This is a genomic window from Citrobacter sp. KTE151 (assembly GCF_000398845.1).
GTDB lineage: Bacteria > Pseudomonadota > Gammaproteobacteria > Enterobacterales > Enterobacteriaceae > Citrobacter > Citrobacter braakii.
In genome coordinates, this window is sequence record NZ_KB976059.1 from 584,076 (window position 1) to 601,045 (window position 16,970).

General features: G+C 52.6%; 18 protein-coding genes. 7 read left to right on the forward strand and 11 right to left on the reverse strand.

What is annotated here, in order from left to right; translation table 11 throughout:
- Nucleotides 1-23 precede the first annotated feature (23 nt).
- On the reverse strand, nt 24-371 hold the full coding sequence (locus WC7_RS21560) for a YacC family pilotin-like protein (protein WP_003018667.1): 348 nt from the start codon (nt 369-371) through the stop codon (nt 24-26).
- 153 nt (nt 372-524) lie between these two features.
- Here WC7_RS21560 and cueO point away from each other — a divergent pair, with 153 nt between their 5' ends.
- Both cueO and WC7_RS21550 read left to right on the forward strand, forming a co-directional pair.
- Entirely contained in the window at nt 525-2,141 is a 1,617-nt protein-coding gene (gene cueO, locus WC7_RS21555; protein WP_016151729.1) for a multicopper oxidase CueO, read from the forward strand.
- Nucleotides 2,142-2,262: 121 nt separating this feature from the next.
- Nucleotides 2,263-2,784 carry a hypothetical protein gene (locus tag WC7_RS21550; RefSeq protein WP_016151730.1) on the forward strand — a complete coding sequence of 174 codons (522 nt, stop codon included), beginning with the start codon at nt 2,263-2,265 and terminating at the stop codon, nt 2,782-2,784.
- 34 nt (nt 2,785-2,818) lie between these two features.
- On the opposite strand, the gene WC7_RS21545 is transcribed toward WC7_RS21550, so the two are convergent.
- Nucleotides 2,819-5,209, reverse strand: a complete 2,391-nt coding sequence (locus WC7_RS21545) for a glucose/quinate/shikimate family membrane-bound PQQ-dependent dehydrogenase (protein ID WP_032931273.1) — start codon at nt 5,207-5,209, stop codon at nt 2,819-2,821.
- 203 nt (nt 5,210-5,412) lie between these two features.
- On the opposite strand from WC7_RS21545, the gene hpt reads away from it, so the two are divergent.
- The gene (gene hpt / locus WC7_RS21540) at nt 5,413-5,949 is read left to right on the forward strand and encodes a hypoxanthine phosphoribosyltransferase (RefSeq protein ID WP_016151732.1); all 537 of its coding nucleotides are present in this window, start codon (nt 5,413-5,415) and stop codon (nt 5,947-5,949) included.
- 70 nt (nt 5,950-6,019) lie between these two features.
- Here the strand turns inward: hpt and can are convergent, their stop codons facing one another.
- Nucleotides 6,020-6,709, reverse strand: a complete 690-nt coding sequence (gene can, locus WC7_RS21535) for a carbonate dehydratase (RefSeq protein WP_016151733.1) — start codon at nt 6,707-6,709, stop codon at nt 6,020-6,022.
- Nucleotides 6,710-6,810: 101 nt separating this feature from the next.
- Here can and WC7_RS21530 point away from each other — a divergent pair, with 101 nt between their 5' ends.
- The 4 genes from WC7_RS21530 (at nt 6,811) to WC7_RS21515 (ending at nt 10,339) form a co-directional block, all read left to right on the forward strand.
- Nucleotides 6,811-7,737: an ABC transporter ATP-binding protein gene (locus WC7_RS21530; RefSeq protein WP_016151734.1), complete on the forward strand. Its 927-nt coding sequence runs from the start codon at nt 6,811-6,813 to the stop codon at nt 7,735-7,737.
- The gene (locus WC7_RS21525) at nt 7,734-8,504 is read left to right on the forward strand and encodes an ABC transporter permease (protein WP_003829467.1); all 771 of its coding nucleotides are present in this window, start codon (nt 7,734-7,736) and stop codon (nt 8,502-8,504) included. Before WC7_RS21530 ends, WC7_RS21525 begins: the two co-directional genes overlap by 4 nt.
- 103 nt (nt 8,505-8,607) lie before the next feature.
- On the forward strand, nt 8,608-9,048 hold the full coding sequence (locus tag WC7_RS21520) for a PTS sugar transporter subunit IIA (protein ID WP_016151735.1): 441 nt from the start codon (nt 8,608-8,610) through the stop codon (nt 9,046-9,048).
- Nucleotides 9,049-9,109: 61 nt separating this feature from the next.
- A complete protein-coding gene (locus WC7_RS21515) occupies nt 9,110-10,339 on the forward strand; it encodes a polysaccharide deacetylase family protein (RefSeq protein ID WP_016151736.1) in 1,230 nt (409 codons plus the stop codon).
- 6 nt (nt 10,340-10,345) lie between these two features.
- Here WC7_RS21515 and panD read toward each other — a convergent pair whose 3' ends face one another.
- From panD to sfsA, 8 genes are all read right to left on the reverse strand, one after another.
- The gene (gene panD / locus WC7_RS21510) at nt 10,346-10,726 is read right to left on the reverse strand and encodes an aspartate 1-decarboxylase (protein WP_000621526.1); all 381 of its coding nucleotides are present in this window, start codon (nt 10,724-10,726) and stop codon (nt 10,346-10,348) included.
- A 95-nt stretch (nt 10,727-10,821) separates the two neighbouring features.
- Nucleotides 10,822-11,676 carry a pantoate--beta-alanine ligase gene (gene panC / locus WC7_RS21505; RefSeq protein WP_016151737.1) on the reverse strand — a complete coding sequence of 285 codons (855 nt, stop codon included), beginning with the start codon at nt 11,674-11,676 and terminating at the stop codon, nt 10,822-10,824.
- Between the two features lie 125 nt (nt 11,677-11,801).
- Nucleotides 11,802-12,593: a 3-methyl-2-oxobutanoate hydroxymethyltransferase gene (gene panB, locus WC7_RS21500; RefSeq protein WP_016151738.1), complete on the reverse strand. Its 792-nt coding sequence runs from the start codon at nt 12,591-12,593 to the stop codon at nt 11,802-11,804.
- A 120-nt stretch (nt 12,594-12,713) separates the two neighbouring features.
- Nucleotides 12,714-13,193, reverse strand: a complete 480-nt coding sequence (gene folK / locus WC7_RS21495) for a 2-amino-4-hydroxy-6-hydroxymethyldihydropteridine diphosphokinase (protein WP_016151739.1) — start codon at nt 13,191-13,193, stop codon at nt 12,714-12,716.
- Nucleotides 13,190-14,584 carry a polynucleotide adenylyltransferase PcnB gene (gene pcnB, locus WC7_RS21490; RefSeq protein ID WP_203457720.1) on the reverse strand — a complete coding sequence of 465 codons (1,395 nt, stop codon included), beginning with the start codon at nt 14,582-14,584 and terminating at the stop codon, nt 13,190-13,192. Before pcnB ends, folK begins: the two co-directional genes overlap by 4 nt.
- A 71-nt stretch (nt 14,585-14,655) precedes the next feature.
- A complete protein-coding gene (gene gluQRS, locus WC7_RS21485) occupies nt 14,656-15,552 on the reverse strand; it encodes a tRNA glutamyl-Q(34) synthetase GluQRS (protein ID WP_016151741.1) in 897 nt (298 codons plus the stop codon).
- A 70-nt stretch (nt 15,553-15,622) separates the two neighbouring features.
- The gene (gene dksA, locus WC7_RS21480) at nt 15,623-16,078 is read right to left on the reverse strand and encodes an RNA polymerase-binding protein DksA (protein ID WP_003018625.1); all 456 of its coding nucleotides are present in this window, start codon (nt 16,076-16,078) and stop codon (nt 15,623-15,625) included.
- Nucleotides 16,079-16,255: 177 nt separating this feature from the next.
- Complete coding sequence (gene sfsA / locus WC7_RS21475; RefSeq protein ID WP_016151742.1) at nt 16,256-16,960, reverse strand: DNA/RNA nuclease SfsA; 705 nt, start codon at nt 16,958-16,960, stop codon at nt 16,256-16,258.
- Between the last annotated feature and the right edge of the window lie 10 nt (nt 16,961-16,970).

Genomic DNA, 16,970 nt, shown 5'->3' on the forward strand with positions numbered 1-16,970 from the left:
ATCAACCGTGGTCGTGCCGGAGATTATTTTACGTAAGCCAACAGGCTCAGGGAGTCACGTGCCAGCGCTTTGCATTTCTTGGCCGTTGGGATGCCTATACCGCTGAGGTCGCGGTAGCTGTCTTCACCCAACGCTTTCATATTGAAGGTGTCGTAATTACTTAGGTCCCACTGGTTTTGCTGGGCAAAAAAGACCAGTGCGCGACGAATCTGCCCATTTGGCAAATTCTGGTATCCACAGTCATTTTTCAGAAAAACAAAAACTGCCGTTAAATCGGCCATATCTTCGGCTTCGGACTCACTAAGCGCGTAGCTGTTTGCGCATACGGCCATCAGGCTGCCGAACAAAACGGTTCTGAAAAACGTCTTCATTGCTTCTACCACTGCATCACGGAATTTAAACGTTAGCACACTGCGAGCGAAGCGACGACCTTTATTATTAGCCGTTTACTTGACCTTCCCGTAAGGGGAAGGCTTATGCTTAAAAGATAGCCTGCTTAAGCTGCTGAATATAAGGAAGTGATTATGCAACGTCGTGACTTTTTAAAGTACTCCGTGGCGCTGGGCGTCGCGTCAGCGTTACCTCTGTGGAGCCGAAGCGTATTTGCTGCAGACCGTCCCGCATTACCCATTCCAGACCTGTTAACCGCAGATGCCTCTAACCGTATGCAGCTGATCGTGCAAGCCGGACAGTCGAGTTTTGCAGGCAAAACAGCCACGACCTGGGGATATAACGGCAGTTTGCTCGGGCCGGCGGTCAAGCTGAGCAAAGGGCAATCGGTGACGGTGGATATCCATAACCAGCTTGCCGAAGAGACGACGTTGCACTGGCACGGGCTGGAAATCCCCGGTGAAGTCGACGGTGGCCCGCAAGGTATTATTCCGGCGGGTGGGAAACGTTCTGTGACCTTCACACCGGATCAGCGCGCGGCAACCTGCTGGTTCCACCCGCATCAGCATGGGAAGACCGGTCATCAGGTGGCGATGGGCCTGGCCGGGCTGGTGCTGATTGAAGATGAAGAGATTCGCAAGCTGCTGCTGCCTAAGCAGTGGGGCATTGATGATGTGCCGGTGATTATTCAGGATAAACAGTTCTCTGCTGATGGTCAGGTTAACTATCAACTGGACATCATGACCGCTGCCGTCGGTTGGTTTGGCGATACGCTGCTGACCAATGGGGCGATTTATCCTCAGCATGCTGCACCGCGCGGTTGGCTGCGCCTGCGTCTGCTAAATGGTTGTAACGCACGCTCACTGAATATCGCGGCCAGCGACAATCGTCCTTTGTACGTTATTGCCAGCGACGGCGGACTGTTGGCGGAGCCAGTAAAAGTAACCGAACTTCCTATGCTGATGGGCGAACGCTTTGAAGTGCTGGTGGATGTGAGCGACGGTAAAGCGTTTGATCTGGTCACTCTGCCTGTGGGTCAGATGGGCATGGCGATTGCACCATTTGATAAGCCGCATCCGGTGATGCGCGTTCAGCCGCTGCTGATTACCGCTTCCGGCACGTTACCGGATACGCTGACATCCATGCTGGCGCTGCCATCGCTTGAGGGGCTGACGGTGCGCAAACTGCAATTATCGATGGACCCAATGCTCGACATGATGGGCATGCAAATGTTGATCAAGAAGTACGGCGCTCAGGCTATGGCGGGTATGGATCATGGCAAGATGATGGGCCATATGAATAATGACAATATGGGCCACGGGAACATGAAGCATGGCAATATGAACCACGGTGAGATGGGGAATATGCAGCATGGCGACATGGGCAACATGAAGCATGGAACATTCGATTTCCATAATGCCAACCGGATTAATGGTCAGGCGTTTGATATGAATAAACCGATGTTTGCCGCGGCGAAAGGTCAGCACGAACGCTGGGTGATTTCCGGTCAGGGCGACATGATGCTGCATCCGTTCCACATTCACGGCACGCAGTTCCGTATTCTGTCTGAAAATGGCAAAGCGCCTGCTGCGCACCGCGCGGGATGGAAAGATACGGTGCGGGTAGAGGGCGGCGTGAGCGAGGTGCTGGTGAAATTTGACCACGACGCGCCAAAGGAACATGCCTATATGGCGCACTGCCATTTGTTAGAGCATGAAGACACCGGGATGATGCTCGGTTTTACCGTATAAACAGCGGCGGATAGCGGTGGCGCTATCCGCTAAATGTTTATTTCAAAAACGGATTATTACTTTATCGTCGAGTAAAAGCATTCATATACTGATGAGGTTAATCACTCATCACGAGGTATTCATGACCCTTTTGCGTAAAGTACTGACGGCATCTTTTATTATGCTTCTGGCGGTTTCGGCACAGGCTGCGATAAAGATGGAACGTCAACAGATTTCAAAACTGAATTTAAGTCTCGAAATTCCGCAGACACTCACGCCGATGCCGGACGAAATGGCAAAAATCAAATACCCCTCTGAAAACCGTCCACAGGTGATTTACGGTGACGAACGCGGTAAAGCGTCTCTAGGTATTACCGCCGGGCGCAACGCGTTGCCTGCCGCTCAGTTGGATATGGCAAAGGATGCGACGCTGAAGATGCTGACCAACTTCAAGCCGCAGGCGGAACCTGTCACGGTTGATGGACATAAAGCGTGGCTGATTACTTTCCGTTCTCAAGCGCCGGATACTGAAATTCTCAATATGCTGCTGATTACCTCGCAAAACGAGAAAGCGGTGCAGGTCTCCTTCAATATGACCAAAGATCTGGTGGCTCAGTATCAGGAAGCCGCAAAAGCGTCGTTACTGTCACTGAAGTTTGAATAAAAAAACGCCCGCTGATTAGCGGGCGTTGTCCATTTTACTTCGCGTCGTCCGGCAACGCGTATGCCACGATATAATCGCCCATCTTGGTGCCAAATGAGCCGTGGCCCCCGGCGGATATCACCACATATTGCTTACCGTTAACTTCATACGTCATCGGCGTTGCCTGGCCGCCTGCCGGAAGCCGACCCTGCCACAGTTTTTCACCGTTGCTCATGTTGTATGCGCGCAGATAGTTATCGGCAGTCGCGGCAATAAACAGCACGTTACCCGCGGTGGAGATAGGTCCACCCAGCATCGGCATCCCCATATTGAACGGCACCGGAACCGGCATTGGGAATGGCATGCTGTCCTGTGGCGTGCCAATGCGTTTTTTCCACACCACTTGATTGGTTTTCAGATCTACGGCGGAAATGTAGCCCCATGCTGGCTGTTTACACGGCAGGCCAAATGGTGAAAGGAATGGATTAAGCGTTACGCCGAACGGTACGCCGTACTGCGGCTGAATACCGGACTCCGTGCCAGTACCTTTGGCATCTTTCGGCGGCTCCATCGGATTGCCGGGACCGCGTGGGATCAGCTTAGAAACGAACGGCAGCGCCATCGGGTTGGCAATGGCTACCTGACGGTTGGGATCAACGGAAATACCGCCCCATTCGAACATGCCGAGGTTACCCGGGAACACCAGAGTGCCTTGCTCTGAAGGCGGGGTAAAAATGCCTTCATAGCGCAACTGGTGGAACATTACGCGGCACACCAACTGGTCAAACATGGTTGCGCCCCACATATCCGCACCACTGAGATCTTTTTGCGGACGGAAACTGAGATCGGAGAACGGCTGGGTTTTGCTGACATAATCACCTTTGGCTGCACCTTGCGGCACCGGTTTTTCCGGGGCAGGCACCACCAGTTCACCATTACGACGGTCGAGCACAAAGATATTACCGGTTTTTGCCGGGGCATAAATGACCGGAATTTTCTCTCCATTGACGTTGATATCCGCCAGGGTTGGCTGCGCCGGTAAGTCCATATCCCACAGATCGTGGTGGACGGTCTGATAGCTCCAGGCCAATTTCCCGGTCGTGGCATTTAACGCCAGAATGGCGCTGGCGTAACGTTCCTGTTCCGGTGTGCGGTTACCGCCCCAGATATCCGGCGTGGTAACGCCCATGGGCAGATACACCAGATCCAGCTTCGCGTCGTAGGCCGCAGGCGCCCAGGAGTTGGGTGAGTTAAAGGTGAAGGTATGTTCATCTGACGGGATGAAATTAGGATCCTTGGCACCGGGATCAAACGCCCACAGAAGCTTGCCGTTATTGACGTCAAAACCACGTATCACCCCGGATGTTTCGCGGGTTGAGTAGTTATCGGTTACCGACCCGGCAATAACGATAGTTTTATCGGTGATTATCGGGGGAGACGTTGGTTCGTACAGGCCCGGTGAGGTATCCGGCATATTGGTCTGCAGATTTAAAATACCTTTATTGGCGAAGGTTTCGCACAGCTTGCCGGTCTCGGCATTCAAGGCAAACAGTCGACCATCATTGACCGGCAAAAGGATGCGGCGCGGACAGTCGGCCATCACCTCTGCAGAAGCCGTATCCGGTCTGGCTTCATGATAAGAAACGCCGCGACAGGTTACGTGCTGGAAGCTGGTATTGGTATTGAGTTGGGGATCGAAATGCCACTTCTCTTTACCGCTGGCCGCATCCAGGGCGAACAGCCGCTGGTGGGCGGTACACAGATAAAGAGTATCCCCCACTTTTATTGGCGTGACTTCATTGGTGATTTCACCGGGATCGTTGGGTTGTTTTAAATCCCCGGTACGAAATACCCAGGCTTCTTTCAACTGATGAACGTTGTCAGCGTTAATTTGTTTTAACGGTGAGTAGCGCTGACCTTCCTGATTGCGACCGTAAGCCGGCCAATCCTCGTCGGCAACCGCTGAGATTGCATCGGCCTGAGAGGTATCTGCACTCAGCGTGCCGTGAACCTCTTGTGGATCGTTGAAGCCAGCCCAGGTCAGGATACCGCCGCTAATCAGCAGGGCCACCACCAGCGCCGCTACTGCGCCACTGGAAGGGATAATCAGGCGATGCCAGACGAAAGGCAGGATAAGCCAGATACCAAAGAAGACCAGGATGTCGCTACGCGGCGTCAGCGCCCAGAAATCAAAGCCGACTTCCCAGACGCCCCAAATCATGGTGGCGAGAAGCAGGGCGGCATACAGCCAAAGGGCGGAGCGGTTACTGCGCCACAGCAGGAGAGCCACACCGAGCATGGCAAGGCCCGCGATCGGGTAATACCAGGAGCCACCGATGGCGACCAGCCAGCCTCCACCAATCAGGAGATATAGTCCACAAAGTGCCGCAAACAGGGCGCTTAGGGTCACGATAAGCCGTTGAGAACGTACGTTGTTATTTGCCATAAAAAATACCATCACAGGTGTTATTTCTTTAATAGCAGTTAATTATAGGAGCTAAAACGCGTGATAAACGTCACATTATGAACTTTATCAACAGATGCCGCGTATGAATGCTTTTGCTGGTATACTGCGTGCCTTGCGCTTAGATGCTGGCTTATTAAAAGTTAGCATTGAGTGATTTGTTTTTAAATCATATGGTTAGAGATATGAAACATACTGTTGAAGTCATGATCCCGGAAGCGGAGATCAAAGCGCGTATTGCTGAACTGGGACGTCAGATTAACGAACGTTACAAGGACAGCGGCAGCGATATGGTGCTGGTTGGTCTGTTACGCGGCTCATTTATGTTTATGGCCGACCTGTGCCGTGAAGTGCATGTCTCCCACGAAGTCGATTTCATGACTGCTTCCAGCTATGGCAGCGGAATGTCCACCACGCGCGATGTTAAAATCCTGAAAGACCTGGATGAAGACATTCGTGGCAAGGACGTGCTGATTGTCGAAGACATCATCGACTCCGGTAACACGTTGTCCAAAGTGCGTGAGATTCTGAGCCTGCGCGAGCCGAAATCCCTGGCTATTTGTACGCTGCTGGACAAACCTACCCGTCGTGAAGTGGATGTTCCGGTTGAGTTTATCGGATTCTCTATCCCAGATGAGTTTGTTGTCGGCTATGGCATTGACTATGCCCAGCGTTATCGCCATTTGCCGTACGTTGGCAAAGTGGTGCTGCTGGACGAGTAATGTCGGGAGCGCCTGATGGCGCTTTGCTTATTCGGCCTGCACGATACTTCCCCGCAGGCCGAAAAGCGACTTAAGCGTCGCTGCCGCTTGTTGGTATCTGCTTGTGATTGGTATGTTTCTGGCTGAGGTTAGACAGCCCCTGGCGATAGCGCTGCTCCAGCGTCTCGCGACTGGTGGCGGTGACGTCCAGATCGCGCAGCAGGCCATCATGAATACCGTAAGCCCAGCCGTGAATGGTAACTTTCTGACCGCGCTTCCAGGCTGAACGCATGATGGTTGAGTGGCCCAAGTTGTAGACCTGCTCCATTACATTCAGTTCGCACAGGGTGTCAATGCGACGTTCCTGCGGCATTTCCCCCAGCAGTGAACTGTGTTTAAACCAGATATCGCGAATATGCAGTAACCAGTTATCAATCAGCCCCTGTTCTTTATTTTCAATAGCCGCCTGTACGCCACCACATCCATAGTGGCCGCAAATAATAATATGTTCCACTTCCAGCACATCCACCGCATACTGAACCACTGAGAGACAGTTCAGGTCGGTGTGAATAACCAGATTGGCAACATTACGGTGAACAAATAATTCACCCGGCTCAAGACCGGTTAAACGTTCTGCGGGAACGCGACTGTCGGAACATCCAATCCATAAAAAGCGCGGATTTTGTGCGTGAGTCAGCGTTTCAAAAAATCCGGGATCCTCTTCTACCAGCATCTTTGACCATAGCGCGTTGTTGCTGATGAGTGTATCTATGTCTTTCATGGAGGCTGTAACCAATTGAATTGCGTTGCGCTAATATAGGTTAACTCCTGATTTATTAAAACCAAATATCAAGCATTAGAATGTAAGGTAAGTAAAAAACCATGACCATTGCTCTGGAACTTCAACAACTTAAAAAAAACTATCCCGGTGGCGTTCAGGCGTTACGCGGAATAGATTTGCAAGTCGAAGCGGGGGATTTTTATGCGCTTTTGGGACCGAATGGCGCAGGCAAGTCCACCACCATCGGGATAATCAGCTCGCTGGTGAATAAAACCTCTGGGCGGGTGAGCGTCTTCGGATACGATCTTGAAAAAGATACCGTTAATGCGAAACGCCAGCTTGGTCTGGTACCGCAGGAGTTTAACTTTAACCCGTTTGAAACCGTGCAGCAGATCGTAGTCAACCAGGCGGGTTATTACGGCGTTGAGTATAAAGAGGCGGTCAAACGCAGCGAACTATATTTAAAGCAGCTCGATTTATGGGAAAAACGTAACGAGCGCGCGCGCATGCTCTCCGGCGGGATGAAACGCCGTCTGATGATTGCCCGCGCACTAATGCACGAGCCTAAATTACTCATCCTTGATGAACCGACGGCGGGGGTCGACATTGAGCTGCGTCGTTCAATGTGGGGTTTTTTAAAGGATTTAAACGACAAAGGCACCACGATTATTCTGACCACTCACTATCTCGAAGAAGCGGAAATGCTGTGTCGCAATATCGGCATTATTCAGCACGGCGAGCTGGTGGAAAACACCTCGATGAAGAGCCTGCTCTCTAAGCTGAAATCCGAGACCTTTATTCTCGATCTGGCACCGAAAAGCCCGCTGCCAAAACTGGAGGGCTATCAATACCGGCTGGTGGATACCTCCACGCTGGAAGTGGAAGTCCTGCGTGAACAGGGGGTCAACAGCGTGTTCTCACAGCTGAGCGCCCAGGGCATTCAGGTATTGAGTATGCGAAACAAAGCAAACCGACTGGAAGAACTGTTTGTTTCTCTGGTGCATGAAAAACAAGGAGATCGCGCATGATGCAGCTTTATTGGGTTGCGCTGAAAAGCATCTGGGCGAAAGAGATCCACCGCTTTATGCGTATCTGGGTCCAGACTCTGGTTCCTCCCGTCATTACTATGACGCTCTATTTTATTATCTTTGGTAACCTGATCGGCTCGCGTATCGGCGAAATGCATGGTTTTAGCTACATGCAGTTTATCGTGCCAGGGCTGATTATGATGGCGGTAATTACCAACTCGTACGCCAACGTGGCATCGTCATTCTTCAGCGCCAAGTTTCAACGCAACATTGAAGAGCTACTGGTCGCTCCGGTACCGACGCACGTGATCATCGCCGGTTTTGTTGGCGGCGGCGTGGCGCGTGGCCTGTGCGTAGGGATCCTGGTAACAGCGATTTCGCTGTTCTTCGTGCCGTTCCAGGTGCATTCCTGGGTCTTTGTGGCGCTTACGCTGGTGTTAACAGCGGTGCTGTTTTCGCTGGCCGGTCTGTTGAACGCGGTTTTCGCTAAAACCTTTGACGATATCAGCCTGATCCCAACCTTCGTGCTGACTCCGCTGACCTATCTGGGCGGCGTTTTCTATTCGTTAACGCTGTTGCCGCCGTTCTGGCAGGGACTATCGCATCTGAACCCGATTGTCTACATGATTAGCGGTTTCCGTTACGGCTTCCTGGGGATCCACGATGTTCCGCTGGTCACCACCTTTGGCGTGCTGGTGGTGTTTATCGCGGCGTTTTATTTGCTGTGCTGGTACCTGATTCAGCGCGGACGCGGCCTGCGCAGCTAAGTCTTTCTTCCTCTCCTTACCCGGGAGAGGAAGACTTTTGATGCTTATCACCATTACGGATTTATCACCCTGATAAACTACTTGCCTGCTAAGGAGGTAGGCAATGCTAGGTTGGGTAATTACCTGTCATGATGATAAGGCACAGGATATGCTGCATCGTCTGGAGAAAAAGTACGGCCCGTTGGTTCAATGCCAGGCGGTGAGTTTTTGGCGTGGGCTTAGCTCGAATATGCTAAGCCGCATGATGTGCCATGCCCTGCATGCTACAGACTCTGGCGAGGGTGTGATATTCCTGACGGATATGGCCGGGGCCGCGCCTTACCGCGTGGCTTCGTTAATGAGCCATAAACATCCCCAGTGTGAAGTGATTTCAGGTATCAGTTATCCATTGCTTGAGCGAATGCTTTCGTCGCGGGAATCGATGAGCAGTTCTGCGTTTCGTGATAGCATCGTTGCGCTTGGCGGGCCCGAAGTCTCTAGCCTCTGGCATCAACAACAGAAAAATCCCCCCTTCGTGTTGAAGCATGATTTGTATGAGTATTAATCATTGGTATTGATGGCGCTTTTGCTACAATAGCCGGGGTTTCTCGCCTCGGTTATCTCATATGGTGATGCGCGTTCTGCTTGTTTTATTGCTCCTGTTTTCTGGCAGCATAGCTGCGGCTTTGCCTGCTCGCTACATGCAAACCACCGAAGCAGCCGCCGTGTGGGCGCAGATTGGCAACAAGATGGTGACGGTAGGAAATATTCGCGCCGGGCAGATCCTCGCCGTTGAGCCAATTGCGGCAGACTATTACGAATTTACCTTTGGTTTTGGTACCGGGTTTATTGATAAGGGGCATCTGGAGCCTGTGCAGGGGCGGCAGAAAGTCGATGATGGTCTGGGCGATCTCAATAAACCCCTCAGCAACCAAAGCCTGATCACCTGGAAAGATACGCCGGTTTATAACGCTCCGGATGTTGGTAGCGCCCCGTTTGGCGTGCTAGCGGATAATCTGCGTTATCCGGTTATCAGCAAACTTAAAGACCGTCTCAACCAAACCTGGTACCAGATCCGTATTGGCGGCAGACTGGCCTATATCAGCGCTCTGGATGCGCAGGAAGACAACGGTATCCCGGTGTTAACCTATCACCATATTCTGCGCGATGAAGAGAATACCCGTTTTCGCCACACCTCCACGACAACCTCCGTACGCGCCTTCAGCAACCAGATGGCCTGGCTACAGGACCGCGGCTACACCACGTTGACGATGTACCAACTGGAAGGCTATGTTCGCAACAATATGAATCTCCCGGCGCGGGCGGTGGTGCTGACTTTTGATGATGGTCTGAAGTCGGTGAGTCGTTATGCTTACCCGATTCTGAAGCAGCACGGCATGAAGGCAACGGCGTTTATTATCTCCTCACGTATCAAGCGCCACCCGCAGAAGTGGGATCCGAAATCACTGCAGTTCATGAGCATCGCGGAACTGAATGAGATTAGGGACGTGTTCGACTTCCAGTCGCATACACATTTTTTACATCGGGTTGATGCGAATCACCGGCCAATCCTGCTGAGTCGCAGCTATCACAATATTCTGTTTGATTTTGCCCGTTCGCGTCGGGCGTTGTCCCAGTTTAACCCTCACGTTCTTTATCTTTCTTACCCGTTTGGCGGCTATAACGCCACCGCAGTAAAAGCGGCAGGCGACGCGGGATTCCACATGGCGGTCACCACGGTGAGAGGGAAGGTTAAACCGGGGGATAATCCGTTCTTATTGAAAAGACTTTATATTTTAAGAACGGATTCGCTGGAGACGATGTCGCGGCTGATAAGTAATCAGCCGCAGGGGTAAGGGCTGTCAGGCAACCTGTACCGGAATGGCTTTCGCGGTGCGCTTCATTTCGTTGTCGCCTTCAAAGTAGGCCACTTTCGGACGCCAGGTGCGGGCTTCTTCATCAGACATGGTGACGAAGCTGGCGATAATCACAATGTCGCCGACTTCAGCACAGTGTGCCGCTGCGCCGTTCACCGAGATGATTCTGGAGCCGCGTTCAGCCGCAATCGCATAGGTTGAGAAACGTTTACCGTTGGTCACGTTCCAGATATCAATAGCTTCGTTTTCCAGAATACCAGAGGCATCGAGGAAATCCTGGTCGATGGCGCAGGAGCCTTCGTAGTGCAGGTCCGCCTGCGTGACTTTTACGCGGTGGAGCTTGCCTTGCAGCATGGTGCGAATCATAACTTCTATACCCTGTCGTTTACCTTGGCTAAGCAGGCACTACTGGCCTGCTTTGAGAAATTCTCAGGCAGTATTGCCTGATTTTTAACCCCTGTCTACTGGGCTAATGTAACGCTTTGATTATCGATCAGACGTGCCTGACCCAGCCAGGCGGCGGCCAGAATCACCGCGCGTTTACTGGTTTCCGTCAGCTCCAGCAGCGTGTCGGCATCACGAATCTGAATATCGTCGGCACGGAAGCCTTTTTCATTCAGTTCCTGCTCGGCAATGGCAATAATCTCTTCCTGGTCACGATGGCCGGCAAGCAGCTTTTCAGCGATGCCGTTCATCACTTTGTGCAGACCCGGCGCAATTTTTCGCTGCTCTGCGGTCAGATAACCGTTACGTGAGCTAAGCGCCAGACCGTCTTTGGCGCGAATAATCGGCACGCCAACGATCTCAATGTCATAACCCAGATCCGCCACCATTTTGCGGATCAGTGCGAGCTGCTGGAAATCTTTCTCGCCAAAGCAGGCGATATCTGGCTGGATCAGGTTAAACAGCTTACTGACGATAGTGGAAACGCCACGGAAGTGGCCTGGACGGCTGGCGCCTTCCAGCATGGTGGAGAGACCGGGAACTTCAACGAAAGTCTGGCCTTCCAGACCCTGCGGGTAGATTTCCTCAACGGCTGGCGCAAAAACATAATCGACTTTACGCTTGTTCAGCTTTTCACAATCTTCCTGCAGCGTGCGCGGATAGCGCACCAGATCGTCCGGTCGGTCAAACTGCATCGGGTTGACGAAAATGCTGACGATCACCACATCAGCCCGCGCTTTTGCCTCATCGACCAGCTTCATATGGCCGTCGTGCAGGTTGCCCATGGTGGGAACCAGAGCGACGCGTTTGCCTTCCTGACGCAGACGACGAATATGCTGGCGCAGCAGCGGCAGGGTTTCAATGATTAACACGACAAGACTCCTTGAGTTGCCTGAGGAACCGTAGGCCGGATAAGGCGTTTACGCCGCCATCCGGCAACATGCAGCGAACCGCCTGATGGCGCTACGCTTTTCAGGCCGATATATGGCCTGAAAAATTAGTGGAAACTGTGTTCTTCGCCCGGATAAACGCCGGACTCCACTTCAGCCATATACTGCCGCACTGCGGCGCGCATGTCGCCTGCTTCATTGAGGAAATTCTTCGCAAATTTCGGGATGTGGCCACCGGTAATACCAAAGGCATCGTGCATGACGAGGATTTGTCCATCGGTGACGTTACCAGCGCCGATACCGATAACCGGAATCGACAGCGCTTCGGTGACGCGCTTCGCCAGCGCAACCGGCACGCACTCCAGCACCAGCAACTGAGCGCCAGCGGCTTCTAAGGCCAGCGCGTCATCCAGCAATACCTGCCCGGCGTCGCCGCGGCCCTGAATTTTATAGCCGCCGAAAATATTCACCGACTGCGGTGTTAATCCCAGATGACCGCAAACCGGTACGGCGCGTTCGGTGAGCATTTTTACCGTATCCACCAGCCAGGCGCCGCCTTCAATTTTGACCATATTAGCGCCCGCCCGCATCATCACCGCGGCGTTTTCAAATGCTTGTTCCGGCGTGGCGTAAGCCATAAATGGCAGGTCGGAGAGCAGCAGACAGTTGGGAGCGCCACGACGTACGGCACGAGTGTGGTAAGCAATATCTTCAACGGTGACCGGTAGGGTGGAGTCATGCCCCTGAATCGTCATGCCCAGTGAGTCGCCAACCAGCATCACATTAATGCCTTCGTCGGCAAATAACTTAGCGAAGCTGTAGTCGTAGGCGGTAATGGTCGCGAAGCGTTTTTTCTCTTGCTTGCATTTCTGCAGCAGTGAAATGGTGGTGGGTTTCATAACATTTCCTGATGATGAAAGTCATATTTATCGGCATTCTAACAGTCACATTCAGGGGGGCAATTGTTTTAAGCAACCGTTTGGCACTAAAGTAGTAAACGCTGAAGGGGAGGGGATACTTTACCAGTGTGCAGGTTTTGCGGCACCAAGATGGGTGAGGTGCTGATGCAGGCTGATACCCTCCGGGAAGATAAGCTCAGGTGCGATTTCAGCGAGCGGCCACAGCATAAAACCACGGTTTTTCATGTCGTAGTGCGGCACGGTCAGACGTTCGGTGTTAATCACTTCATCGCCAAACAGCATAATATCGAGGTCCAGAGTGCGCGGCCCCCAGCGTTCGGCTTTACGTACGCGTCCCTGTTGCAGCTCAATGCGTTGGGTATGATTAAGCAATTCTTCGGGAGCGAGAGTGGTTTCCAGCGCCACGGCAGCGTTCAGGTAATCTGGCTGATCCTGTGGGCCTAATGGCGGTGTGCGGTAAAAGGAGGAAACTGCGACGATACGGCTGTCGGGAATGTCGCCAATCGCTTTTACGGCAGCATTAACCTGCTCCAGAGGAGAGGCCAGATTACTGCCGAGAGCGATATAGGCGATGGTCACGCGGAACCTTCACGGCGCGGGGCGCGTTTACGCGGGCGACGATGACGACGGCGTTCTGGTTCTTCGTCGAGTTCGTTGAGCATGCCTTTTTGTTCCGGCGGTGCTGAAACCTGGAATTCTCCCCACCACTGCGCCAGACGCTGCAGTTCAGCGTTGTTTTCCACTTCGGCACGCAGGGCCAGCAGATCGTAAGCGGCGCGGAACTTCGGATGCTCCATCAGCTTCCAGGCGCGTTTGCCCTGGCGTCGAGACATGCGTAGCTGCAACTGCCAGATATCACGGGTCAGCGAGGTCAGACGTTTCGGGATCGCCAGCGAGCGGCAGGCTTCATCCAGTACGTCGTTCATCGCCAGTGCGAAGGCATCGTAGTAAGCCAGACCGCTTTCCTGGGCAATTTTCTGCGCAGCTTCCAGTAACGGATACCAGAACATGGCGGCGAACAAGAACGCCGGGTTAACGCGCATATCATTGTGGATGCGGTTATCGGTATTCTTCAGCACCTGAGCGATGATGCGTTCCATTGGGCTGTCACCGTCTTCGGTGAAATAGCGCGTAATGGTGGGGAACAGCGGCTGGAACAGGCTGTACTCACGCAGTTTTTTATAGGTTTCATACCCATAGCCCGCCTGTAACAGTTTGAGTGCTTCTTCAAACAGGCGTGCGGGGGGAATATCGTTAAGCAGTGTTGCCAGACGCGGGATTGGCTCAGCGGTTTCCGGGCTGATACGCATGTCGAGCTTGGCGGCAAAGCGCACGGCCCGCAGCATACGTACAGGGTCTTCGCGGTAGCGCGTTTCCGGATTACCGATCAGGCGAACGATGCCCTCTTCGAGATCCTGCATGCCACCAACGTAATCACGCACGGTGAAATCGGCCACGCTGTAATACAGGCTGTTAATCGTGAAGTCGCGACGCTGGGCATCTTCTTCGATGGAACCGAAGATGTTGTCGCGCAGCAGCATACCGTTTTGTCCGCGCTGTGAGGTTGTGCGATCGGACTCGCTGCCTTCATGATGACCACGGAAAGTTGCCACTTCGATAATTTCCGGGCCAAACATGACATGGGCCAGACGGAAACGGCGACCAACCAGACGACAGTTACGAAACAGTTTTCGCACCTGATCTGGCGTGGCGTTAGTCGTGACATCAAAATCTTTCGGCTTTTTGCCCAGCAAAAGATCGCGTACGCCTCCGCCAACCAGCCATGCCTCGTATCCGGCCTTATTGAGCCTGTACATTACCTTCAGGGCATTTTCACTGATATCTTTGCGGGAGATAGAGTGCTGCTCACGCGGGATTACCGTCATATGTGGACGGGCGACGGCGAGCTCGGCCTCGCGCTCCTCGCGGCTTAGCACCTTGCGGCAAAAATTAGCGACTCGGGTAAAAATAGTGCACCTCGGTAGTGTCAAACTTCAATCAGAACAAGTGTTGCTGTGTAAAAATAGCGGCTAATCATAGCTCAGCATGATGCATTTGAGAATGGCGGATTTACGATCGCCGATTCTGGCACCGCTGTCAGACTCCAGTTTTCAATGGCAAACGTGAGAATCTGATCCACGCGCATCTCCTGCCACGGGATATCGGAGTGCTGGCCGAGAAAGCGCAGCGCAGCAACAATCACCGGGCGTGGATCGCCTTGCGGCAGTGCAGGTGCATGATTTTGTTTTGAAAGTTTAGCGCCTTGTTCGTTGAGCGCCAGCGGCAGATGAATATAGTCCGGCGCTTGCCAGCCGAACTGTTGATACAACGAAATTTGCCGTACCGTCGGTTCGATAAGATCGGCACCGCGCACAATTTCCGTCACGCCCTGGAAGTGGTCGTCCACCACCACCGCGAGGTTATAGGCAAACAGCCCGTCGCGACGGTGAATAATAAAATCTTCCTTCGCAAGCCGCGGATCAGCCAGAATCACACCGCGCAGTTGGTCCGTAAACTGCATCACCGGATGGCGTTGCTTAATACGGACCGCCGCCTGTTCAGGCCCGTGGCGTAGCTCACGGCAATGACCGTCGTAAATACCGCCGACGCTTTGAATACGCGCGCGCGTACAGGTGCAGTAATAGCTCAGATCCTGCTGATGCAGCCAGGCCAGCGCCTCGCGGTAGGCGTCATGACGCTGGGATTGCCATAAAATATCGCCATCCCAGTGCAGTCCGTAATGTTCCAGCTGACGCAGAATCGTGTCTGCAGCACCGGGAACTTCACGAGGGGGGTCAATATCTTCAATGCGTACCCGCCAGATTCCGCGACGAGCACGGGCCTGCAGGTAACTCCCGAGGGCGGCAATCAGTGAACCAAAATGGAGTTCGCCAGAGGGGGAAGGGGCGAAGCGGCCAATATAATGTGAATCGCTCATTTTGCGGGCTAACAAATAATAAGGCGGGAGAAGCTCCCGCCTGTAGTAAACGTGGTAAAAATGACCGGAATTAACCTGCCATTTGTTTTTCGCGGATTTCTGCCAGCGTTTTACAGTCGATGCACAGATCGGCTGTCGGACGCGCTTCCAGACGGCGAATACCAATTTCTACGCCGCATGATTCGCAGTAGCCGAAATCTTCGTCTTCTACTTTCTTCAGCGTCTTCTCGATCTTTTTGATCAGTTTGCGCTCACGATCACGGTTACGCAGCTCAAGGCTGAATTCTTCTTCCTGTGCGGCGCGGTCCACCGGATCAGGGAAGTTAGCCGCTTCGTCTTGCATATGAGATACGGTGCGATCAACTTCATCCCTAAGTTGATTACGCCATGCCTCAAGAATACGCCTGAAGTGCGACAGCTGGGCTTCGTTCATATACTCTTCGCCCGGTTTCTCCTGGTACGGCTCCACCCCAGCGATGGCGAGAATACTCAGGGACGATGTTTTACGGTTTTGCCCTTCTTGCATGTTGCTTCTCCTTAACACGCACTATCGATCCCCATGTTCGGGGGAAAAATCAGGTCGCTATAAATAGCAGATGCTTTTCCGGATAGCAATTATCTAAACGTAACACTTGACAACCCTGTGAGGAAAAGCGTATTTGCCCACGCGCCCAGAATACTAATTAACCGAATGTTTACACCATTACAAGGTAATGGGCAACGGCTCTTTAAGAGTCATACCATGGGCAGAAAGTTCCGCTTTATAAACCAGAATTTCTACCCCCTTAAGCTGTGCTTCAACTAATAATTGCGCATATTTTGCATCGATATGGCGCGCGGGTGAAAACCGTGTAATGGCTGAATGCAACACCGCGAAAAATATCACCGCGCGCTTGCCTTCGGCCGCTACGCTCATCAATTCCCGAAGATGTTTCTGACCTCGTTCAGTGATGGCATCGGGAAAATAACCCTGATCTTTTTCCGCCAACGTGACTGATTTCACTTCAATATAGCAGTCAGGTCGGGAATCCGCCTGTAACAAAAAGTCGATGCGGCTCCCTTCGGCGCCGTATTTTACTTCACTTTTCAAGGTGCTGTAGTCTGAAACTTCCGAAATTAACGAACGCTGAATAGCCTCTTTCGTTAATCTATTGGCCCACAGCGTGTTAACACAAATAAGTGCACCGGATTGGGTTTGCGTTAATTCCCAGGTATGTGGATATTTTCGTTTAGTATTTTCTGATGTCGAATACCAGACAGTATCTCCCGGCGTTGCGCAGCCGGTCATGGCTCCCGTATTGGGGCAGTGTAGCGTTAACGTTGTGCCATCCGGTGTGATCACATCCGCTAAAAAACGCTTATAGCGCTGAATGAGCGTTGCAGGTTGTAAAGGTGGAGAAAATTGCATGAACAGTTCC